The sequence below is a fragment of the Dulcicalothrix desertica PCC 7102 genome (genome assembly GCF_003991905.1).
Taxonomy (GTDB): Bacteria; Cyanobacteriota; Cyanobacteriia; order Cyanobacteriales; family Nostocaceae; genus Dulcicalothrix; species Dulcicalothrix desertica.
Genome location: NZ_RSCL01000037.1, coordinates 1 through 21904, shown reverse-complemented (window position 1 = coordinate 21904; position 21904 = coordinate 1). Strand labels below are relative to the sequence as shown.

19 protein-coding genes are annotated in these 21904 nt (G+C 39.4%); 7 read left to right on the top strand and 12 right to left on the bottom strand.

Annotation, left to right across the window (positions count from 1 at the left end; all coding sequences use genetic code 11):
* The first annotated feature begins 122 nt into the window (after positions 1–122).
* Positions 123–1241 carry a peptidoglycan-binding domain-containing protein gene (locus DSM106972_RS44750; RefSeq protein WP_127086761.1) on the top strand — a complete coding sequence of 373 codons (1119 nt, stop codon included), beginning with the start codon at positions 123–125 and terminating at the stop codon, positions 1239–1241.
* A gap of 142 nt (positions 1242–1383) precedes the next feature.
* Entirely contained in the window at positions 1384–1752 is a 369-nt protein-coding gene (locus tag DSM106972_RS44745; protein WP_127086760.1) for a phage holin family protein, read from the top strand.
* On the opposite strand, the gene DSM106972_RS44740 is transcribed toward DSM106972_RS44745, so the two are convergent.
* The 4 genes from DSM106972_RS44740 to DSM106972_RS44725 all read right to left on the bottom strand — a co-directional run bounded on the left by DSM106972_RS44740 (position 1728) and on the right by DSM106972_RS44725 (position 5750).
* A complete protein-coding gene (locus tag DSM106972_RS44740) occupies positions 1728–2144 on the bottom strand; it encodes a cobalamin biosynthesis protein (RefSeq protein ID WP_127086759.1) in 417 nt (138 codons plus the stop codon). The genes DSM106972_RS44745 and DSM106972_RS44740 overlap by 25 nt on opposite strands.
* Positions 2141–2743: a cytochrome b/b6 domain-containing protein gene (locus tag DSM106972_RS44735; RefSeq protein ID WP_127086758.1), complete on the bottom strand. Its 603-nt coding sequence runs from the start codon at positions 2741–2743 to the stop codon at positions 2141–2143. The genes DSM106972_RS44740 and DSM106972_RS44735 overlap by 4 nt, the downstream gene beginning before the upstream one ends.
* A gap of 20 nt (positions 2744–2763) precedes the next feature.
* Positions 2764–4170 carry an S-layer homology domain-containing protein gene (locus DSM106972_RS44730; protein WP_127086757.1) on the bottom strand — a complete coding sequence of 469 codons (1407 nt, stop codon included), beginning with the start codon at positions 4168–4170 and terminating at the stop codon, positions 2764–2766.
* Positions 4171–4289: 119 nt separating this feature from the next.
* On the bottom strand, positions 4290–5750 hold the full coding sequence (locus DSM106972_RS44725; protein WP_233787745.1) for a hypothetical protein: 1461 nt from the start codon (positions 5748–5750) through the stop codon (positions 4290–4292).
* A gap of 188 nt (positions 5751–5938) precedes the next feature.
* Between DSM106972_RS44725 and DSM106972_RS44720 the strand changes: the two genes are divergently transcribed.
* On the top strand, positions 5939–7126 hold the full coding sequence (locus DSM106972_RS44720; RefSeq protein ID WP_127086802.1) for a histidine kinase: 1188 nt from the start codon (positions 5939–5941) through the stop codon (positions 7124–7126).
* Between the two features lie 48 nt (positions 7127–7174).
* Here the strand turns inward: DSM106972_RS44720 and mutT are convergent, their stop codons facing one another.
* From mutT to dpsA, 5 genes are all read right to left on the bottom strand, one after another.
* A complete protein-coding gene (gene mutT, locus DSM106972_RS44715) occupies positions 7175–7606 on the bottom strand; it encodes an 8-oxo-dGTP diphosphatase MutT (protein WP_127086756.1) in 432 nt (143 codons plus the stop codon).
* Between the two features lie 105 nt (positions 7607–7711).
* On the bottom strand, positions 7712–8050 hold the full coding sequence (locus DSM106972_RS44710; protein ID WP_127086755.1) for a DUF760 domain-containing protein: 339 nt from the start codon (positions 8048–8050) through the stop codon (positions 7712–7714).
* A gap of 253 nt (positions 8051–8303) precedes the next feature.
* Positions 8304–9260 carry an RNA polymerase sigma factor, RpoD/SigA family gene (locus tag DSM106972_RS44705; protein ID WP_127086754.1) on the bottom strand — a complete coding sequence of 319 codons (957 nt, stop codon included), beginning with the start codon at positions 9258–9260 and terminating at the stop codon, positions 8304–8306.
* Between the two features lie 519 nt (positions 9261–9779).
* Positions 9780–13046, bottom strand: coding sequence for a carbamoyl-phosphate synthase large subunit (gene carB / locus DSM106972_RS44700; RefSeq protein ID WP_127086753.1), 3267 nt, complete (start codon positions 13044–13046; stop codon positions 9780–9782).
* A 282-nt stretch (positions 13047–13328) separates the two neighbouring features.
* Positions 13329–13880, bottom strand: a complete 552-nt coding sequence (dpsA, locus tag DSM106972_RS44695) for a DNA starvation/stress protection protein DpsA (protein ID WP_127086752.1) — start codon at positions 13878–13880, stop codon at positions 13329–13331.
* Between the two features lie 420 nt (positions 13881–14300).
* Here dpsA and DSM106972_RS44690 point away from each other — a divergent pair, with 420 nt between their 5' ends.
* The 3 genes from DSM106972_RS44690 (at position 14301) to DSM106972_RS44680 (ending at position 16852) form a co-directional block, all read left to right on the top strand.
* Positions 14301–15695 (top strand): DUF2079 domain-containing protein, encoded by a 1395-nt coding sequence (locus tag DSM106972_RS44690; RefSeq protein WP_127086751.1) that lies wholly within the window; start codon positions 14301–14303, stop codon positions 15693–15695.
* Positions 15696–15941: 246 nt separating this feature from the next.
* Complete coding sequence (locus tag DSM106972_RS44685) at positions 15942–16181, top strand: Asr1405/Asl0597 family protein (RefSeq protein ID WP_127086750.1); 240 nt, start codon at positions 15942–15944, stop codon at positions 16179–16181.
* 29 nt (positions 16182–16210) lie between these two features.
* Positions 16211–16852, top strand: coding sequence for a (2Fe-2S) ferredoxin domain-containing protein (locus DSM106972_RS44680; RefSeq protein WP_127086749.1), 642 nt, complete (start codon positions 16211–16213; stop codon positions 16850–16852).
* A gap of 70 nt (positions 16853–16922) precedes the next feature.
* Here DSM106972_RS44680 and phnE read toward each other — a convergent pair whose 3' ends face one another.
* The 3 genes from phnE to DSM106972_RS44665 all read right to left on the bottom strand — a co-directional run bounded on the left by phnE (position 16923) and on the right by DSM106972_RS44665 (position 19557).
* Complete coding sequence (gene phnE, locus DSM106972_RS44675) at positions 16923–17723, bottom strand: phosphonate ABC transporter, permease protein PhnE (RefSeq protein ID WP_127086748.1); 801 nt, start codon at positions 17721–17723, stop codon at positions 16923–16925.
* 6 nt (positions 17724–17729) lie between these two features.
* Positions 17730–18473 carry a phosphonate ABC transporter ATP-binding protein gene (locus tag DSM106972_RS44670; RefSeq protein WP_127086801.1) on the bottom strand — a complete coding sequence of 248 codons (744 nt, stop codon included), beginning with the start codon at positions 18471–18473 and terminating at the stop codon, positions 17730–17732.
* A gap of 115 nt (positions 18474–18588) precedes the next feature.
* Complete coding sequence (locus DSM106972_RS44665) at positions 18589–19557, bottom strand: phosphate/phosphite/phosphonate ABC transporter substrate-binding protein (RefSeq protein WP_127086747.1); 969 nt, start codon at positions 19555–19557, stop codon at positions 18589–18591.
* A 354-nt stretch (positions 19558–19911) separates the two neighbouring features.
* Between DSM106972_RS44665 and DSM106972_RS44660 the strand changes: the two genes are divergently transcribed.
* A partial coding sequence (locus DSM106972_RS44660) for a PAS domain S-box protein (protein WP_127086746.1) occupies positions 19912–21904 on the top strand: 1993 nt, incomplete at its 3' end.

Here is a 21904-nt window from a genome sequence, read left to right as displayed (position 1 = left end):
AGTTAGGAGTTAGGAGTTAGGAATTAAAAAGATTACTCAGCACTCAGCACTTTCTACTCAGCACTTTTATTCAGCATTAGATAATTGTACTATTAGTATAGAGACACCGGGGGCAAATTCCAATGAAAGGTAGAAACGAAATAAGTATAATCAATTACCTGGTATCAGTCATCTCGTTTAAATTACTGAGTCGGAAGAACCTTTTAGGCTTGCTATTATGTTCCGGAGTACCCTTACTATTTAGCACTCCATCTGTAGCCTCTGTTACAGTAGAACAGCAAATAGCTCAAGTTATCACCGTAGGCACCGTAAACCGTCCAACTCTCAAAGTTGGTAGCCAAGGAGATGCAGTAAGTGAACTACAAGCTGCTTTAAAAATTATGGGCTATTATAACGGCGCCGTCGATGGAACATACGGTCAAACAACAGCAGCAGCAGTATCCCAGTTTAAACAATCAGCAGGTTTGGCGCCAGATGGTGTAGTAGACACAGCAACTTGGCAACAATTATTCCCAGGTGGGCAAACAGTCGCTGCCAGTTCAGACGAAACATCCTCACCAGCAACTACAACAAACACTAACTTTCCCAAACCAAATCAAACCGCTGCTAATTTACCCAAACCTGTAGTAGTATCCAACCAAGAATCTAGAACCACTACTACAACAAGAATAAATACAGGCAACGGACAACAAGAAACAGTACGCACCACATCTACAACTCGCAACAGCAATAATAATACTTCGCGACAAACCACGCGCACCACTAATCAAAATAGTACAAATAATCGTGGACGCAATACGACTAATACAGCATCAACTCGTACTAATGCAAATAGAAATAATACTAATAATACGAGTACAGCTAATCGTGGACGCAATACGACTACTACAACATCAACAAGAAATACAAATAATCGTACTGCACGTAGCACGGCAAGTAATAGCTCAACATACCGCACTCGTCAAACCGACTCAAATTTACAAAAGCCTGGTATTCAATATACAGCAGCCGGATTTCCAATTTTGCGTTTAGGAATGCGTGGTGAAGAAGTTTACGACTTACAAACCAGATTACAGCGATTAGGATATCTTAAAAATAACCCTGATGGCGATTTTGGCGCCGATACCGAAACAGCAGTCAAAGCATTACAAAAACGCTTTGGTATGGAAGCTGATGGTGTCGCTGGTGGTGAAACCTGGGAAATTTTAACCCGGCGCCGTACTAACCGCTCTCAATCTTAATATACTTTTGATACCAACTGGCATTAGTTGCCTCAACTGTCATTCTGAGCGCAGCGAAGAATCTAAAGTACCACTATATATATTAGATGCTTCACTACGTTCAGCATGACAATGACGAGGTTATTTTATCTAGAAAAAAAATATGAAGCACTTTTTATTAACTTGGCTTGGAACTGCCGTTGCGCTAATTATCACTGCTCATATTGTTAATAATTTTATTGCGAATAGTTTTATTGTTAAAAATTTTGCTGCTGCTCTTGTTGCAACCGTTGTTGTTGGTTTAGTAAATGCTTTTATCCGTCCAATTTTAGGTATTCTCGCGTTCCCAGTTACTTTAATAACTTTTGGCTTATTTACATTTGTTTTAAATGCTTTAGCTCTTTGGTTAGCAAGTGCGCTAACTCCTGCTAATTATTTTACAATTAACGGCTTTATACCTGCTTTTTTAGGTTCAATTGTACTGTCTATTGTTTCGAGTATTATTAGCTATGTTTTAAGAGTAGTTGAGTAAGCTACTGCTAATGTAACGGCGCCTTTTAAATTTTGGACTGAACGAATAATTTGTTTAGGCACATATAATGTATCAACTGATGCGGCAATCATGGCGGCAGCTTCAGCAACGCTTGGTGTTTCAAGTTTACTGGCAACGATTTGTGATGGGTTAGGTACGTTTATATTTTGTAGTTGTTCGGTAGTAAAAAAGACTAAGGGTAAATTACGCATAGAGCAATATTCGATTAAACCGGTTTCGTTTGCTTTACTATTTATAGTGGCAACTCCTGTAATGGCGCCTTCAAGTAGATTATTTTGTTGAAACACATGTTTTATTGCTGCTGCGATAAATTCACACTCCGTTCCACGTTGACAACCAATACCTACCCATAGATAGTTTGCATTGGTCATTTTTTCTGAAACCAATTTACAATTTTTTGGCGCCATAAACGCGGACTGTCGTTTGGACGATATGTTATGTCGAGCATTGAGAGTAATAAGGGGAAACCTCCGACTTTGGCACTCATCAATAAATGCATTAACAGCGCTATTACTATTACTACCCAAGCGATTAAATGAATATAATAAGCGATGTGATTTAATTCACCTTGCGGTAGCCAGTTTTCGTCTTGAAATTTACCTGATATGACTGAGAATAATGCTGCTAATAATACTAAAGTATTGATTACTTGTTGCAGTGCGTACCACCATGCTGGTTTTCTAACGTTACCTAACTGTTTGAATGTGGAAGCTTGAATTAAACGTTGTCTTCCTGCGTTCCAACAATAAATCAAAAATATTGGCAGTGCTACAAATGAGATAAAAAATCCAAATGTTCCGTGAATATCTATTAAGTCACGGTTTACTCTTGTTATTCCTAAGCTTCCAAACCTACCATCCCAACTGTCGTATACTAAAAATCCTGTAATTAAGGCACCTATTATTAGGATGGCGTTTATACTGTGCAGAAGTCGTAGTAGTAGTGGTTGATAAGGTTTGGTTTGAGGCATAAGTGAATATAACAAATTTGTTAAGTTTTACCTTTGAGTACGTCTGCTGCTGAGATGCCGTCACCTTGTGTGCCAAAATACCATAGGGCTGCGGCTGCTTCGGCGCGTGTTACAGTTCGTTTGGGTTGAAAGAGTGTGGTAAATCCAAATACACGTCTAATATTTGATTGTTCTCCATTTTGATAGTCAGCTAGTACTGCTCGCAATGCTCTAGAGTCTATTTTACCTGCATCTTGGAAACCCCATGTTTGTTTGACGGCTTCTAAGTTTGCTGTTGGTAATGCGGAGCGTGTATCTAGTGGTAGTTTCCATAGAAGTAATTGCTCGCGTGTTAATGGTGCATCTGGTCGAAATAATACTTCTGTAGAATCACCCGATAATGTACTGGGTATTATACCTGCTTCTGCGAGTCCTTGAATATAGGCAAAATCAGGATTGGTTTTGGGTACGTCAGTAAACGCGGGTTGTGCGGTTTCTGAAACTGTACGAATTTGTTTTGCTGGGTTACTAGCATACATGGCATTGTTGGCAGCAATTAACCAGCGTGCGTATTCACGTCGAGTAATAGCTTTACTCGGTTCAAATAAATTAGTGTTGGTATTTTCTTTTACTTGGTTTGTGGAAGTTGTTAAAACTCCCAATGTTGCTAGGTCTTGTATATAACGCTGTAATTGTTGGGGAGCTTTATTTATATCGCTGAACTGTTGCGCTGTTTGTGTTGTAGTTGCTGGTGCGGTTGTAGGTGTAGTTGTTGGTGCAGGCGCCGCGTTACTATTTGGTAAGACTGGGCCAATAAAATCTGGACTTCCTGGTTGATTGGTATTACTTGCTACTTCAGTATTTGGTGTAGTAGTTGGGTTGGGAGTTGCGGTTGTATCTGTTGATGGAATAGGAGATGCAAACGCTGTACCGTTGGGAGAATAATCAATTCGTAACTCTGTTAATGTTTGAGATTGATTTGGTGTTGCGCTTGTAACTGACTTTGGCTGAATTGTAACTCTTACTAATAAGTTATTGCGTCGAGCTTCAAATGTTCCTGTATCGTCGTTGGGTTGCTGAACTATTTGCCAATTATTGGCGCCAAATTGACTACGATAAAAGCTTGTGATGAAATTACTTGGGTCAATACTTTGCCATAGTCCCACAAATTGACCCTCGGCGCCTGGTGTCACAGATTGTAGTTGGGCATTTGGATATATTGGAATCTCCGCAGGAAAATCTGCTGGTAGCTGAACTGTTGGTTGCGGTTGTGGTGTAGCTTGAGGTGATTGGTTGGCGCCAAAAATATTACTATTGTTTTGCAATCGCGAATCTGCTGCTAAAGACTTTTCTAAGTTTTTAGCAGTAGGACTATTTGCACACGCAGTTAAAGAACTTAATATAACTGCCGAACTCAATAACACAACCAAACGTTTACAGTAAAGCACAAACCAAAATAATAAGTGTAATTCCCCTTCCTACACTAACGCATTACAATTGCCAGAAACCGGGTTTGTTCATCAAGATATTTTGTAAAAATGACAACTTTGCCTAAAAACCCGGTTTCTTAATATTTTAAATACGCTTCTAAATCTTCTATTTGTGGTGCTGTGAATCTATTTAAGACACGCCAAAGTACAGTATAACTACCATCAGAACGTTGTCGAACTGGACGAAACGCTACAATTGTGTCGCTACTAGAGATTTTGAGTAATTCGTCAATGCTTAAACGTTCTTGTGGGGTGAGTTTTTTACCACTAACTATAGCTGATGGTAGTTTAAATTGAAACGAGCGCACTAAATAGGTATTGTTTAATTGTGCTGGAACGCTCGATAGTAAACCTGAATTATTTTGTTTATTAGTAGCTAATCGGCGCCGTTCCTGCTGTAATAAATTTAACTGCCTGGGTGGTTGGTAAGTAAAAAAAGCTTTGGCTAGTGGATTTACGTTTTCGAGATTCGCGTCTAGTTTTTCAATAGGTATATTTCCCAAATTTGCCATTAAGCTGTAATCAACTCCACTTGCTAAGACATGAAAGTTATTTCCTACTAGAGAAAGTGCGAAATTTGGAGTAAAACCGTCTTTTTCTGCTAAAGATGGAAAAGGATATCGTTCTATGACAGTTTTTGATAATCGATTTTGAAGCGTGTTTAACGGACGGTGGTAAACTGTATGTGGTAGGACGCGAAAAATACCTGTTTGAGGCAATGCCAGAAACTTAGAGTAGGTTTGACTTTCTTGCGGGTCAAGGTCATAAGCAAAGCGGTCGAGTGCAATTGCCGTCTGTTTCGGATTATGAAATTTCGCTTCTTGTCCAAACTCTAATTGTGCTTGTTCGATGTGTTTTTGTGCTGCTTCTAACACTTTTATTGCTTCTTGGGGAATCTTGATGGCGCCTTGGATTGGTTGCGTATAATTGGCAACTAGTTTCTTGGTGGAACTACCGATAACGAGTTGTGGCGCCAAGTTGAATAAATTCGGTTCTTGCGTTGCGTGGGGAGTTGCGATTCGACCCAAATCTGGACGTGAAATGGGTGACATTGGCATCACTGGGTCAGATTGACGTTCTCCACTTACTAGTGGTAGTGAGCGAACCATAGCTGACTCACCTCGTCGCGATAAAATACGGTCGAGTAAAGGCGAAAGTTTTAATAACTCTTGGCTTGATGCATAAAGTGGACAAAAAATTCTTGCTTCTTTGCTGTTTAGCTCAGAAGCGCAAATGTTTTTATAGTTAGGGTCAAGTCGTTTGACAAAACCTTCAATAGATGCAGCTTGTATAAGTATTTGTCCGCGTACCGCACGAACTCGGTTCGGGTCTTTAACGTTCATTGCGTTTTCAATACGTGCAATTAAGTTGATTTGCTCCTGAACTAGCTTACTTGTCGCTGTATAAAAAGTGTCTATAGGACTTGACGAGGAAGCTTGAATCATCTTTGATTGTGGTTTATGTTCTTTCGCAAGCGCCGAAAATGACATAGTTTGCAGCCATAAAGGCGCCAAAATGCTCAAAAAAATGTATCTCATCTCAAATTTGTGATTGGATAGTAGTATGAAAAATCTAAAATAGATATTAAATTTGTAAACAATAAGCAGCAGAAACGACAACTGTCTGTTCATTGCATCAAAGTACAGTCCAACGGGATATTCACCGCTGGTTAACTGACTTTCACAATTGCGTCGTCGGTTTGTTACCAGTGCTAAAACTCGATTACATGCAAGCAGAAGCCAACCAGCCGGTTTATTCAGAGGTTCCACTCCAACTGTTCCTTTTTGTTGATGACCGTCCAAAGTCTCAACAAGAAGTTCAGCAGGTAAAGTCATATCTAGACAAACTACAGGCTGAACATAGGTTTGAACTACAGGTTGTTAATGTCGGACAAAAACCATATTTGGCAGAACATTACAAACTGGTTGCGACACCAGCGCTGGTTAAAGTTCACCCAGAACCAAACCAGACTCTTGCTGGCAGTAACATTATTCACGAATTAAAAACTTGGTGGCCTCGTTGGTTAGCCTCTGTAAACAATTACAGTAGCTTGAACGAGTTGGAGCTACAGCAAGAAGTCGAAAATGGTCATTCTACATCCTCAAAATCCTCAATTCGTTCATTAGCTTTATCAACAGAGTTAATTCAGCTTTCTGATGAGATTTTTCGTCTCAAACAGGAAAAAGAGAAACTTACTGAGCAGCTGATGTTCAAAGACCGGGTTATTGGGATGCTCGCGCATGACCTTCGTAACCCTTTAACAGCAGCTTCTATTGCTATTGAGACTTTACAATCGAACTACAACGTCGAACGCGGCGCCTTCGAGCGTTTAAAACCGAGTTTAACGGCAAATTTATTCAAACAGGCACGAACTCAGGTTAAAACTATCGACCGCATGATTACCGACTTATTGCAGGTTGGTCGGGGTAATAATAGTGAGTTTCGCATTCAGCCTCAAAGAATGGAACTTGCGAAATTATTTCAAGAAGTTTTTGATGAATTGCGTGACCGCATTACCAAGAAGTCATTAGAAGTCCAAAAAGACATTCCTAAAGATTTGCCTGCTATTTACGCTGACCCTGACCGCATTCGCCAAGTTTTGATTAATCTTCTTGATAACGCCATAAAATACACTCCCGAAAACGGCAAGTTAATGATTTCTGGACTTCATCGTACTACCCAAAAAGTGCAGTTTAGCATCGGTGACTCAGGCCCAGGTATCCCCGAAGAAAACCGCGAGCGCATTTTTGAAAATCGTTTTCGCTTAGAGCGTGACGAAGATATAGATGGATATGGCATTGGTTTATGTTTATGCCAACGCATTATCCGCGCGCATTACGGTCAAATCTGGGTTGATGAATCTCCTATTGGTGGAGCATGGTTCCATTTAATACTGCCTGTTTATCCAAAATAATTTACATTAACTCAAAATAACTTCAGTATTACTTCGTAATTTCGTTTATTAAAAAATATTCGTAAGCGCCTTATATTGCTTTAAAGCTGAAATAATTTGAGTATTAGCTTCAGGAAATTCAAATTGAGATAGTTCATCTAAGTGTACCCATCGCACTTCGTCACATTCAATTGGCTGGGGAACTCCGCTCACATGTTTACTCATATGTACTATCAGAGTTACTTTTAAGTGAGTATACGTATGTTCAATGATTATTAATAACTCACCAACTTCAATATTTATCCCTAATTCTTCCTTAATTTCTCTTTCGATACATTCTGTTACCGTTTCACCCGGTTCCATTTTACCACCAGGAAACTCCCATAAACCCCCCATTACGCCTTCTGGGCGCCGACGGTCAATTAAAATTTGACCAGAATTATTCTCAATAACAGCAACACCAATAATTTTATGCGGTGGAGATGAAGCTTGTTGGTTCATGGTAGATATCCAAATTTATAAGAAACCTGGTTTCTTGAAAAAACCAGGTTTCTAACTCGCGTACATACTATTAAATTATATTAATGGTGCAAAATACTCAAAATTTTACTCAGATTCTTCTGTATCAGTTCCTTGTAAAGCGACTTCAAAGTTCATGCGCTGTTCAGCATTGCGTAAAAAATAACCGCTCATCATCGCTGATGCCAACAACCGACCAAGATTTTCTCTATTAGTAGTAATAGTCACGCCAAAATGCTCTGAAGGTAAATTACCAAGCAAACCGACAATATTACGCTCCATTACTTGAAACACTTCGGGTGAAGAAGGTTTAGATAACTGAGACAATGTTTCAGGACTTAACGACTTAACATACTGCCACAGCAAGTTTGCACCTTCTGACTCGCTATCAAAGAATTCGGAAACTCGATTAGGTTGATTACTCACTTTTTGCCTCCTAGACTTTTACAGCTAGCGTTGGTTGATGCAATTCTATACTTAATGCAGTTACAATGCCCTTAACGTAAGCTAACTGTTTTTTACTGTTGCTAACTAATGTAACAAGTTAATTGCGCGTTGGCAGTCGGTGTAACCGTACAAAATCTTGTGTGCTATCTCTAATGAGTGCAAAGTGTAAAGTGCTGAGTGCTGAGTATAGTAAGGGTTTAACACTCAGCACTCAGCACTCAGCACTCATTAATTAACTTGCTAAATATTCATTAATACTTATTTTGGACTTGCGAAGCTTCGTCAAAGCTTCACGTTCAATTTGTCTAACTCTTTCGCGACTGATATTTAGCATTTCACCAATTCGCGCCAAAGTCATCGACTGCCCATCAGCCAAACCATATCTTAACGATATAACTTCGCGCTGCTGAGTCGTCAAACTTGACATTAACCGCTCTAAGTCCGTTGATAGCGAAGATTGAACCACGAACTCTTCTGGTGTTGCGTTTGTATCTTCTAACATTTCTCCAAGCTCGGTGTCATGGTTATCACCAAGACGTAAGTCAAGCGAAAGTGGTAAGCGAGCTTTTTCTAAATATTCGCGCACTTGCCTTGGAGTTAAGTCAAGCTCTTCGGCTAATTCTCCAACACTAGGCGCCCGTCCCAACTGTTGAGATAAAGAACGCTGCGCTTTTTTGATTTTATTTAATTTTTCTGTAATATGGATTGGTAAGCGTATAGTTCTGCCTTTCTCGGCTATAGCACGAGTAATAGCTTGCCGTATCCACCAATAGGCATAAGTAGAAAAACGATATCCCTTGGTAGGGTCAAATTTTTCGACACCACGCTGCATGCCAATACTACCTTCTTGAATCAAATCAAGTAGGTCAACATTCCGCTTAATGTATTTTTTTGCAACCGACACCACAAGTCGCAAATTAGCTTCTACCATTTTACGCTTGGCAAACTCGCCTTCTGCAATGGCAGAATTTAAATCTCTAATATCAAGGTCACTGGCTTTTGCCCACTCCTCAAGCGTTGGTTCATGACCTAACTGAGCGGTTAGAGATTCTCTAACTTCGTACAAGCCAGTTACACGCTTGACTTGTTTTCCATAATAGATTTCTTCCTCGTGTGTTAAGAGTGGCACTTTGCCAATCTCACGCAGGTAAGTCCGCACGAGGTCTGTGGCTGTCTGAGCGGTCTTCATGGCGCTACTCTTGTAAATTGATTTAATAGTGGGCAGGGGTTGTGTAAACCGATAGAAACCCTGTATTAAGCAATTCCAAATTCGGTTGGAAACTTAACAAAGGAAATCTAAGTATAAATACCGCTTCGGTATAGAGCGGTTAGTTTTTCAGAACTTTTATAGTTATTAATTTGAGTTAAGGTACTTTATTTTGGGCTTTGGTCGCAATCATCTAAAGTTAGATTAAAAGTAACGAACTCAACAAGTTTATTTTTTAAGCTTTTGTATTAATGATTGTAACATTTATTAAAAAGGTTTGGCTAGTCATTTTTGAGATATTTTTAGGCATTTCAGCTTGCACTCAGAAAAAAATTATACCAGAAATGTCAATTAATTCACTTATGCTAGTTCATAAAAAATTAATGGGAATCATCAAGAGATGTAACAAATTCTCAGAAAAGAGTTAAGAGTGCTGAGTGCTGAGGGTAACTCCTAACTCCTAACTCCTAACTCCTAACTCTACTCAGCACTCAGCACTTTCTACTCAGCACTATTAACGCTGTATTCTTGAATGACTCGGACGTCGAGGTCGGTGGTTTGTAACGAGCGAATAGCGGCAGCAGTGGCTTTGGCGCCTGCGAGGGTGGTGATGATGGGAATTTTGTAGGTTAGTGCGGTGCGACGGATAAGTCGGCCATCAGATTGTGCTTCTCCTCCAGAAGGGGTGTTAATAATGATTTGGATTTTACGGTTTTTGACGGCATCTAGTACATGAGGGCGCCCTTCATGAAGTTTTAAGATGAGTTCGACGTTTAAGCCGTTTTCCTTTAATATTTTTCGGGTGCCGTCGGTGGCAATGACGTGGAAACCCAAATCGATAAATTCCTTGACAATGGGTACTACTGGTGTTTTATCACGGTCGTTCATTGAGACGAAGACTGTTCCTGATAGGGGTAGTTGTTCGCCGGCGCCAAGTTCTGCTTTTGCATAGGCACGTCCGAAGTCGATGTCAATGCCCATGACTTCGCCAGTTGAGCGCATTTCTGGACCCAGTATAGTATCAGTACCTGGGAATTTATTAAACGGTAATACTGCTTCTTTGACGGCAATATGAGAAGGAATGATTTCTTTGGTAAAACCTAACTCTTCTAAGGTTTTGCCCGACATTATTAATGAAGCTAATTTTGCTAACTGTACACCTGTTGCTTTTGAAACAAATGGTACAGTTCGCGAAGCGCGTGGGTTTGCTTCTAAAATATACACGCTCGGTGAATAACCTTGGGCGCCGACGACAGCAAACTGAATATTCATTAACCCAACAACAGAAATAGCTCTAGCAAGTTCCACTGTCCAGGTACGAATTTTATCTAGAACAGCAGGAGGTAACGAAATCGATGGCAACGCACAAGCTGAGTCACCAGAGTGAATACCTGCTTGTTCAATGTGTTCCATAATACCGCCAATCACAACACGTCCGGTATGGTCGGCAATGGCATCAACATCGACTTCGATGGCATTTTCTAAGAATTTATCAATTAAAATTGGGTGGTCAGGTTCAACTTGAACGGCAAAAGTCATATAACGCTCAAGTTCTGAGTCAGAATAGACAATTTCCATTGCACGTCCACCAAGAACGTAACTAGGACGAACCACAACCGGATAACCAATGCGTTTAGCAACAACCAAAGCATCTTCGTAAGTACGAGCAAGACCATTTGGAGGTTGAGCAATATCGAGTCGTTTCAGAATCTGTTCAAACCGTTCGCGGTCTTCAGCAATATCAATAGAATCTGGAGACGTACCCCAAATTTTAGTTTTGAGTGCTGAGTGCTGAGTGCTGAGTGCTTGCTGTAAAGGAACTGATAATTTTAAAGGTGTTTGTCCGCCAAACTGAACGATGACACCGACAGGATTTTCGGCTTCAATAATATTGAGAACGTCTTCTTTGGTTAACGGCTCAAAATATAATCTATCGCTGGTGTCATAGTCTGTAGAGACGGTTTCTGGATTGGAGTTAACCATTATTGTCTCAAAACCTGCTTCTTTCAAAGCATAAGCAGCATGGCAACAACAGTAATCAAACTCAATACCCTGTCCAATACGATTTGGACCACCTCCCAAAATCATAACTTTGGGTTTATCAGTGGGCATTATTTCGGTTTCTTCTTCGTAAGTTGAGTAGTGATAGGGAGTAAACGCTTCAAACTCAGCAGCACAGGTGTCCACCGTTTTATAAACTGGAATAACTCCTAGTGAGGAGCGATATGCGCGCACTTGGTCTTCATTAGTCTTAGTTGCAAAAGCTATTTGTTTATCGCTAAATCCTTGACGTTTTATTTCATACAAATGCTCTTTTGTCAACTGATGTAGAGGTGTACGTTTGAGAAATTTCTCCACGTCAAGAATCGACAGCATTTTATCGAGGAACCAAGGGTCAATACCCGTCAATTCAAAAATATCCTCGATACTCATTCCTAGTAACATTGCATGACGCAAAGCGAAAATTCGTTCGGGGTTAGGAGTTCGCAGTTGCGCGCGTATTTGCTCTCCACTTGGAAGTTTTTCAGGTTTATCACATCCCCAACCTGCACGTCCCGTTTCTAAAGAACGCAACGCTTTTTGAAATGATTCGTTGAACGTGCGACCAATTGCCATCGCTTCCCCAACAGATTTCATTTGCGTTGTTAATACTGGTTCTGAGCCAGGAAATTTTTCAAACGCAAAGCGAGGAATTTTTGTAACTACATAATCGATGGTCGGTTCAAACGATGCCGGAGTTTGCTTGGTGATATCATTTTTAATTTCATTTAGCGTATAACCAACCGCTAGTTTTGCCGCCATTTTGGCGATAGGGAAACCTGTTGCTTTAGAAGCAAGTGCAGAAGAACGAGAAACACGCGGGTTCATTTCAATCACAACAACTTCGCCGTTCACAGGGTTTACGGCAAACTGAATATTAGAACCACCCGTTTCTACACCAATTTCACGAATAATCTTAATTGCCATATCCCGCAACCTTTGATATTCCTTATCGGTAAGGGTTTGCGCTGGGGCAACTGTTATTGAATCTCCTGTATGGATACCCATTGGGTCAAGGTTTTCTATCGAGCAAATAATTACCACATTATCTGCCAAGTCGCGCATTACTTCTAGTTCGTACTCTTTCCATCCTAATAGCGACTGGTCAATGAGAATTTGTGAAACAGGAGAAGCGTCAATACCCCCTTGGGCCATTTCGGCAAACTCTTCAGAGTTATAGCTAATACCTCCCCCTGTACCACCCATTGTAAAAGCTGGGCGAATAATTAAAGGATAAGTACCAATACGATGTGCAATTTCTTTGGCTTCTTCCAACGATGAAGCAGTTCCACTAGGGCAAACCGAAACACCAATTTTTGCCATCGCTTCGTTAAACAGCTTTCTATCTTCTGCCTTTTCGATAGCTGGCAACTTGGCGCCTATCAGTTCTACATTATATTTATCTAAAACCCCATTTTTCGCTAATGCCACAGCGATATTCAACGCGGTTTGTCCCCCCATCGTTGGTAGCAAAGCGTCGGGACGTTCCTTCTCAATTACCTTTTCGACCAACTGCGGTGTCAGTGGTTCAATGTAAGTACGGTCGGCTGTTTCTGGGTCAGTCATTATTGTAGCTGGGTTGGAGTTTACCAGTACTACTACATAACCTTCCTCACGTAGTGCTTTACAAGCTTGGGTACCTGAATAATCAAACTCACAAGCTTGCCCAATGACGATAGGTCCAGAACCGAGGAGTAATATTTTTTTTATGTCGTTGCGGCGAGGCATAGTATTGGAGTGCGAGAATACAAATCCTGATTATTGTAAAGGTCTTTACCCTTCAATCAAACTTTTTTTCTTAGAACGCAACACACAACCGTCTCATAATTGTGGCACAACTTGTAGCACAGGCATCTTGCCTGTGTAGTTTTATTGTATTTATATTTACCACAGAGACCACGAGAGAACACAGAGAACTTAAAATTTAACACGCAAAAAAGGCAGAGAGATAATTATATCTTTTCTGCCTTATATTAAGATTATGTCAAGAAATTTTGATAAAAAATGCTGTTAGTTGCTTGCTTGAACAAATCCTAAAGTTAAACTATCTTTTGCTAAGAAGTGTGCTAAATGATAAGCTCTTTCTTCGGTTTTAAGCAGAATTTGTTCATAAAGATATCTTGTGCCACGGTCTCCTAAACTTTCTGCTTGCGATGCTTGGCGCCGAATTAAAGAAATCATTGCTTGCTCTGCCTTCAGGTCATTCTCTACCATTTGGCGGCAAGAAAATACACCATCTGGTTCTTGCTCGAAGCAGCATAATTCTGCTAATTTTGTTAAATTTGCTACAGGCACACCACCTAACCCATCCAAGCGCTCACCAATGTCATGAACATGTCCTTGAACTTGCTCGTAGCTTTCATTGAAGAACTCATGTAATGAATAAAATTCGGCGCCTTCAACTACAAAATGATGCTTTTGATACTGTAAATATAACGCTTGAAAACTGGCTAAAGCAACATTAAATCCTTCACAAACAGGAGTCGTTACACTTTTATCTAGTAATACAGGGTTGTCATAAACATCACCAAAATTGCGTAACATCGTTTGTGTATCAGACATGTGTTTTCCTCCGCTTTATGAGCAGTTATAATTAGTAACCGCTTGGTCTTTACATCTTAACACCCAAATTTCTGTACGAAGCGCATAGTTTAGATTAAATAGTTTTGATTTTTGTAAACTAAAAACTTTTTGATTTTAAATCTTAAAAACCGGGTTTATTGTTTGGAATCTGTAATAAAAATGACTATTTGGCTTAGAAACCCGGTTTCTTTGGCGTTATTTTAAATCTTAGAAACCGGGTTTATTGTTTGAAATCTGTAATAAAAATGACTATTTGGCTTAGAAACCCGGTTTCTTTGGTTTTATGTCTGTATTAATTATTACAGTAAATAATAAGTGATAATTGAAGTGTAATTGCTTGGTATGGAGTGCTAATGAAATGTTATTATTTTTTGATTTACTGAAGTAAATATTACGACAATGGCTGTCAAGCAGCAAAAAACACCTGAAAACAGTTTGGCTTGGATTATTGGCGCCAGTACACTGATATTGTTTGTAGCTAGTAGCGTGCGTCATATACTTTTTCAATCTAACGCTTATGATTTAGGCATTTTTGACCAAGCAGTTTATTTAATTAGTCAAGGTAAAATTCCATTTTCCACATTTATGGGATATCACATCCTTGGCGACCATGCAGCTTTAATTTGGTATCCCTTGGCATTATTGTATAAAATATATCCTAGTGTTTACTGGTTATTTGTTGTACAAGCTTTGGCGTTAGCAATAGGCGCCTTACCAGTTTGGCATTTAGCACGTCAGGCAGGGTTAAAAACGCACGCGACAACGTTGGCTATAGTGTACTTGCTGTATCCACAGGTATTTAACGTCAACCTTTTTGACTTTCACTCAGAAGTTATCGCTTTACCGATGTTATTAACAGCAGTATGGTGTGCGCGCGCTAAAAAGTTTTGGTATTTTTGTCTCAGCGTTTTTATTATATTGATGTGCAAAGCGGTATTATCTCTTACCGTTTTCGGTCTAGGTGCTTGGCTATTACTTTTTGAAAAACGCTCCAAAGAGGGTGTTGTAGCTATTACTATGGGTGTAGCTTGGTTTGTAATTGCATCTGGAGTAATTATTCCTACTTTTAGCGGCAAAGAAGCAGCAGCAGTTGGTCGCTATGGTTATTTGGGTAACTCAGTATGGGAAATTGGCAAAAACTTATTAACTAAACCACAAATAGTTTTAGGTAAAATTCTGAGTTTACAAAATTTAGAATATTTAATATTACTGACGGCGCCACTAATTTGGGGACTATCATTAAAAGGCGCCGCACCATTAGTAGGTGCAATTCCTTGTGTTGCGTTAAATATCATAGCTGACTATCAACCGCAAAAAAATATAGTCAATCATTACTCTGTGCCAGCAGTCCCGTTTTTAATACTAGCGTTGATTGCGACATTAGCTGTGGGGAAAGGATTGATACACAAGCGACGCAGCATTATTATTTGGTCATTAATTGGATTTCTATTGTTAGCAAAATATACTTATTTTGGAAGTTTATACTTAGATAAACTCGATACTTGGCAAGCAACGCGAGAAGCAATATCAAAAGTTCAGCCGAGAGCAAGCGTACTCACCACTCCAGCAATATCTCCTCATCTTACCCATAGACAAAATATAAACATGGCTTTTAAAGAACAAGCTTTCTCAGATGTGGTCAAATATGATTATATACTCATGGATGTTCGTCATCCTGGTTGGGTAAATGATTCTGAATCGGCGCGGCGCCTGGTAAACTCTCTTAAAAACCGCAGTGACTTTAAATTAACTTATGAACGTACAGACGTTTATTTGTTTCAAAAGTCCACATAGCATAAAAAGCGCCAATAATTATTGGTAGGTGCTTGTGTAAGCGAGTGGGCGCCCCAAAATGCTTATGTAATAAAGCATTTGAGAAATATTTTTATTTTTTTTTCAAAAATTACTGATAATTATTTGCACTTATAGTATGCTTGTAGAAAGGGCTAATTTGCTATCTTTCTCAAGTGGCACATCTCGAATGTGAATTAAAGTAAGTAGTATTGCTGTGATTTAATTGGATTTTGGAAGAGGATTTTTGTGAAGCATTTAATCACACCAGAGGCAAAGATAGTTGTTTCCGTGAACTGGACAGACCGTTGGCAGGTATATACGCGCTTGCAAGAACTAAATATGAGTTGTGCATGTGGAATGAACCAGCCACTAACTGTAGAAATAAGCAACGTCACAGCAGCAATTCAGTTGTGGAGTGTAGTTCAGCAATTTACGGCATCGCGTTGTCAGTTAATTCAGACTTTAGAGCGCTGTTGGTATTTGTAAAAAATTTTGTTAATAAGGAGGTTTAAGTTATGAGCAAACTATTTAAGCAGCAAGTTTCAGAGTTTTACCTGGAAGGGCGTTTTATAGAAGTCGTAATCGAAGATGGCTACAAGCTCAAAGGTTTAATGCTGGAAACAACTGAAGGTCAGTCTTATGTAAAATTAGCGAAACATTTACGATGTACATTCGACTGGAAATTGGCGCCTCAAACCAGACTACAAATCGTTGGTACAAAAAAACTTTGTTCTAAAACAGGCGAATATAAGCTTAAAGCCGAAAGAATTATGGCAGCGCGTGCCAATGGAGAGGAATACATTAGTCCTCCGCAAACAAATGAACCTCCTAAAAATAAACCAGCAAAACAGACAACTATTTTGATGTGTCAGAAGTCTGACTGTATGAACAAAGGTGGAAAAGCACTTTGTCAGGCATTGCAAAAAGAATTAGTTGAACGCAATCTCGGCGCCGAAGTTACAATTAAACCAACAGGTTGCATGAAAAACTGTAAGGGTGGGCCCAACTTAATAATGCCCGACAAAACCCGTTACAGTCGTATTCAAGCCAAAGATGTACCAGCACTGCTAGATAAATATTTCCCCATTAGCGCCAATACTAAAACGCCAGATAAACAAGCCCATCCAGTCATTACTATATTAAGGACACTTGTTTAATTTTTTTAATTTTTAATGAGAAAATATACTGATAACTCTTGTGAAATGGGCATCCTTGCCCGTTTCAATCCTACATAGAGTCAAGGTGCCGTCTCAAGAGGCTGCTGAAAAAATCAATAATAGTAACAACAACTAGCAGCACGAGCATAAAAGTTGTGGCTTTGTTATATTCAAATCCATCGATATAGCTTTTCAACTCAAACCCGATACCACCTGCTCCAACAACACCGAGAACAGAAGCAGCACGAATATTATATTCAAACATCCAAAGTGTATAACCTAATGCCAAAGGTAAAACTTGGGGCACAATACCGTATTGGGTAATTTGCCAACGAGAGGCGCCAATAACTTGTAAAGATTCTATAGAGCGAGAGTTGACTGCTTCAATAGCTTGTTGATAAAATTTAGCGAGGTAGCCAATAGTATAAATGCTTAACGCTAAAGTTCCAGCAGGGGCGCCGAGTCCGGTAGCAGCGACAAAAATTAAGCCTAAAATAATTGAAGGAACTGAACGGACGGCATTTTGTATAAAGTTAGCTAACCACTGCAACCATACAGGTGCAATATTACTAGCGCTGGCAATAGCAATTGGGACTGATATAATTGCCCCAATCGTAGTTCCCCATAAGGACATTTGTATTGTCTGGATTAATGCTTTAACAGCATTGGAAAGAACACTAAGATTAGGTGGGAAAAAGCGAGAAATAAAATCTGTAACGTAGAACCAGCTATTATTTAAAACTTCTGCGTTTATGCCTATACCTTCGAGTGACCAAGCATAAACTACAACTAACAGGATAAGTACGGGGATAATTAATAAATTACTTATCCAAGGATGGCGCCCAGTTAATTTATTGATATAAGCGTTCATTTTGCATTATTTTGATAAAGAGCCAATTTGGGCAAATTCAGATTGTAAGTTGTGACAGGCGCCATCATAAACAATACGTCCAGCATCAAGTACAAGCGCACGCTGGGCATATTCTGCGGCAATACCTAAATCGTGTAAGACTGTAACTATAGTAATTCCATGCTCACTATTTAATTTTGCTAAGGTATCCATGACCTGTTTAGCTGCCATTACATCTAAACCTGTAATAGGTTCATCAGCTAAAAGAACTTGGGGTGACTGTATGAGAGCGCGCGCAATAGCTACTCGCTGTTGTTGTCCACCACTTAGAGAACTCGTTTTTTGATACGCATGTTCATGCAATCCTAATTCGTCGAGTAGTTGAAGCGCTAAACGATAATCTTGTTTTGGAAACCCAAATAAAGTTTGCCAAGGTTTTCTAACTCCCAACCTGCCACAAAGAACATTTTCGACTGCACTAAGTTGGCGAATTAAACCTCCTCCTTGAAATAACATCCCAACATTACGCCGAATTTTTGGCAACGTAGTACTTGCCATTGGTATATTATCTACAGTAATCGTTCCTCGCGAAACTTGTGTGAGTCCAACAAATGAACGTAATAGTGTAGATTTTCCGGCGCCATTTAATCCTAATAGAGCTACAAACTCACCGCGTCGAATCTGGCAATTAACTTGATTTAATATAGGACGATGTAGCGACTTTAAAAACGCCGTTTCGACATCGCGACATTCAATTACTGTTTCATTCATTGCAAAAAGAGTGCTGAGTGCTTGGTGCTGAGTGCTTGGTGCTGAGTGCTGAGTGTTGAGTGAGGAGTAACTATTAACTAATAACTCAGCACTCAGCACTGATAACTTTTTACTTTTAAGGGTCAATACCCGCGCGTCTGAGTGCATCACGGACAGGCGCCAGGTGACTGTCGTGATTTACTTTTACTAACTCGTTAGAGTTATAAAGATTACGAAGCAAACCATTATTTGCTGGTTCATTCAGTTTTAACATCACAGCGACAAGACGGTCACGCATAGGCGCCGCAACACTGTCGTCAATTGCCACACCATGTGCCGGAACACCTGGTATTTTGTGTAGAATTCGTAGCTGTGAGCGTTCTTGGTTGGTTATGTAAGGAGGAAACAAAGCATACTCTGATACTGCTGCGGCTTCAGCTTGACCGCGTAGAACAGCTTGTAAAGCTTTGCTGTAGTTACCACCGTAGCTTACTTGACCAAAGAAATTACCCAAAGAATCACGGTTTTGTACCAATCCGAAACGAACTAATTCACTTGTAGGAAAAATAAATCCCGAACCGGATGTTGGGGATGTAAACGCCATCTTCTTACCGCGAAGTTGTGCGAGTGTCGCTCTGGCATTGCCTCTGGTTTGCAAAGGACTATTAGCTGGAACAACAAATACAGAGTTATATGTGAATTTACCTGAGTAATTATCTCTGGTTTCTGCAAGATATACCCTTGCATTTGCTAACTGTGCAGCTTTGAGCGCTGGACGACTACTCAAAAATGCAACTTGTGCGCGGTTTGCGCGTAGTGCCTCAACCGCAGCAGTATCATCACCAATCTGCGCTCTAACAGGCATTTTCAATTCTTTAGAAAGGAACGCTGCTACCGCATTTGCTTTATTTTGCAAATCTGTAGAGTCTGAACGACTAGGGAACACAATTGTAAGACTTGCAGGATTTTGAGCGACTACTGTCTGTCCTTTACTCCCAATATTAGGGTTCGCAATTGCTGCCACACCACCAAAAAAACTAACAATGCTGGCTAGTGCTAATGACGCAGCACTAATTCCGAGCAAACCTTTTTGACTCCGAGCCATTTCACGTTACCCCTTTAGCTAATTTATTGCAGTAATATTGCGAACATGTTTCAATATCCGTAGTTTTGATTTTTGAGCATTTCATTACGAAAGTCAATAATTGTTTTAATAAAGTTTTAAAGGTGTCAACAATTATACATTTAACCGTATAACCATAGAGTTTTCTCAATGGATACAATAGATAGAAACCGGGTTTCTACGCAAATCTTCCTTTTTATTACAATATGGCAACAAAAAAACCCGGTTTCTGGGATTTTAAAATTAAGTCTTTATAAGTATTGCAAGAATTAGTACTTTTTTGCTATAGATAACAACAGTGCGGCATTGTGGATTAAATAACGGCGCCCTGGAGCAATGATAGAGCAAGCAACAGTATTAATAGTTAGCGATTTTCCAGAAATTACGGATAATCTTCGACGTTATTTACTGGAATCGGAATTTACATTCAGAGTATTATTAGAATCGTCTAGTGCTAGTTTAATATTGTGCAATCAGCAGCAAATTGACTTAATTTTGCTGGACTCTAGTTTGCCTAACTCTAATGGATTGGATTATTTAGCTAAATTACGAGCATCATATGGCGATAAGTGTCCATCAGTAATAATACTAGGTGAAAATGATGTAGCGGTAGCAGTTAAAGCACTAAAAAACGGAGCAGAAGATTATTTAGTCAAGCAGCAGTTAACAGAAGAAGGATTAATAGAAGCAGTTAGAAATGCAGTTACAAAAAAAGATATCGAGCAAAATCAAACGACTCAAGCAGTATACATAAATGAATTAGCAGAACTTAATCAGGTAGAACAAGCTCTGCGTGAAAATGAAAAAAAGCTAAGTTTTATTCTAAATAATGTAAATCTCTCAATTAGCAGGTTTTGTGTATATGCTAACCATGATTGGCGATATGACTACTATTCATCAGGTTGTAAAACAGTTTTTGGTTATACTAGTACTGAATTAGTCGCAGATAAGAATCTCTGGCAGTCGCGTGTATTTCCAGAAGATTTAGAAAATGTGATTATGCCAAAGTTTAGTGATATATTCGCTGAACTGACAATTGATTATGAATACAGATTTTATCATCAAGACGGTAGTTTAAGGTGGATTCAGGCAACTTTAACTTCTCAACGTGACGAAATTGAAAGTGTTTGGTATGTTACTTCTGTTGACAGCGATATTACTAGACAAAAAGAAGTAGAAGCAGCTTTACGTGAAAGTCAATTGAGATTTGAACGACTAGTAGCGAATGTACCAGGAATGATTTACCAATATATATTGCACCCTGACGGAAAGGATGCTTTTACATATGTTAGCCCCAAGTCGCGCGATATATATGAGCTAGAACCCTCTGAGTTGAACCAATCGGCAAACGTTTGGGCAATGATTTATCCTGACGATGTAGCAAAAGTACAGGAAGCTAATAAAATTGCATCACAACATTTAGAAAAGTTTGACGTTGAATTTCGTTTAATTACCCCTTCAGGTAATCTTAAATGGTTACACACTAAATCTCAACCGGAACTACAAGACAATGGAGATGTGCTTTTTGATGGTTTGGTAATGGATATTACTGAACGTAAACGTGCGGAGTTAGCGTTACAGCAAAGCGAATCATTATTTAGAGGTATTTTTGAGTCTGATTTAATAGGTATTTTATTTTGGAATTTGGAGGGTCAAATTACAGATGCTAACAATGCTTTTATTAAAATGACGGGTTATAACCGCGAAGATTTACAAGCCGGAAAGATATACTATAGCCATATTACACCAAAAGAATATCATCAACTTGATGCTGAAAAATTTCAACTGTTATCGAAGGGAGAAAGTTATGTCCCCTTTGAAAAAGAATATATTTGTAAAGATGGTAAACACCTACCAATAATAATTGGTTGTGCGTTTTTACCTGGATTTACTGACCGTGGTGTTGCATTTATTTTGGATATTAGCGAGCAAAAACAGTTGCGGCAAGAAAAAGAAATACTACTAGAGAAAGCAGAAACCGCGCGTACTGAAGCCGAAGTTGCAAATCATACAAAAGATGAATTTATAGCAATAGTATCGCATGAGTTACGGTCGCCTTTAAACTCAATACTTGGTTGGGCAAAACTCATGCAAACCCGTAAATTAGACGAAGCAGCAAAACTTCGTGCATTGCAAACCATTGAACGTAATGCAAAAGCACAAGCTCAACTCATCGAAGATTTACTCGATATTTCTCGAATGATTCGTGGTAATCTTCGTTTGAATTTGGCGCCTGTAACGTTAATAAATAGTAACCGTTCAGGGGGGGCGCCTGCGTTCGTGGATAAGCGAGAGTTTGGAGCAACTATTTTTAGAGAGCAATTAGGTA

Excerpts from the sequence above, each read along its gene's own strand:
- DSM106972_RS44750 (WP_127086761.1), top strand. The coding sequence starts at position 123 with ATGAAAGGTAGAAACGAAATAAGTATAATCAATTACCTGGTATCAGTC.
- DSM106972_RS44745 (WP_127086760.1), top strand. The coding sequence starts at position 1,384 with ATGAAGCACTTTTTATTAACTTGGCTTGGAACTGCCGTTGCGCTAATT.
- DSM106972_RS44740 (WP_127086759.1), bottom strand. The coding sequence starts at position 2,144 with ATGACCAATGCAAACTATCTATGGGTAGGTATTGGTTGTCAACGTGGA.
- DSM106972_RS44735 (WP_127086758.1), bottom strand. The coding sequence starts at position 2,743 with ATGCCTCAAACCAAACCTTATCAACCACTACTACTACGACTTCTGCAC.
- DSM106972_RS44725 (WP_233787745.1), bottom strand. The coding sequence starts at position 5,750 with ATGAGATACATTTTTTTGAGCATTTTGGCGCCTTTATGGCTGCAAACT.
- DSM106972_RS44720 (WP_127086802.1), top strand. The coding sequence starts at position 5,939 with ATGCAAGCAGAAGCCAACCAGCCGGTTTATTCAGAGGTTCCACTCCAA.
- mutT (WP_127086756.1), bottom strand. The coding sequence starts at position 7,606 with ATGAACCAACAAGCTTCATCTCCACCGCATAAAATTATTGGTGTTGCT.
- DSM106972_RS44705 (WP_127086754.1), bottom strand. The coding sequence starts at position 9,260 with ATGAAGACCGCTCAGACAGCCACAGACCTCGTGCGGACTTACCTGCGT.
- carB (WP_127086753.1), bottom strand. The coding sequence starts at position 13,046 with ATGCCTCGCCGCAACGACATAAAAAAAATATTACTCCTCGGTTCTGGA.
- dpsA (WP_127086752.1), bottom strand. The coding sequence starts at position 13,880 with ATGTCTGATACACAAACGATGTTACGCAATTTTGGTGATGTTTATGAC.
- DSM106972_RS44690 (WP_127086751.1), top strand. The coding sequence starts at position 14,301 with ATGGCTGTCAAGCAGCAAAAAACACCTGAAAACAGTTTGGCTTGGATT.
- DSM106972_RS44680 (WP_127086749.1), top strand. The coding sequence starts at position 16,211 with ATGAGCAAACTATTTAAGCAGCAAGTTTCAGAGTTTTACCTGGAAGGG.
- phnE (WP_127086748.1), bottom strand. The coding sequence starts at position 17,723 with ATGAACGCTTATATCAATAAATTAACTGGGCGCCATCCTTGGATAAGT.
- DSM106972_RS44670 (WP_127086801.1), bottom strand. The coding sequence starts at position 18,473 with ATGAATGAAACAGTAATTGAATGTCGCGATGTCGAAACGGCGTTTTTA.
- DSM106972_RS44665 (WP_127086747.1), bottom strand. The coding sequence starts at position 19,557 with ATGGCTCGGAGTCAAAAAGGTTTGCTCGGAATTAGTGCTGCGTCATTA.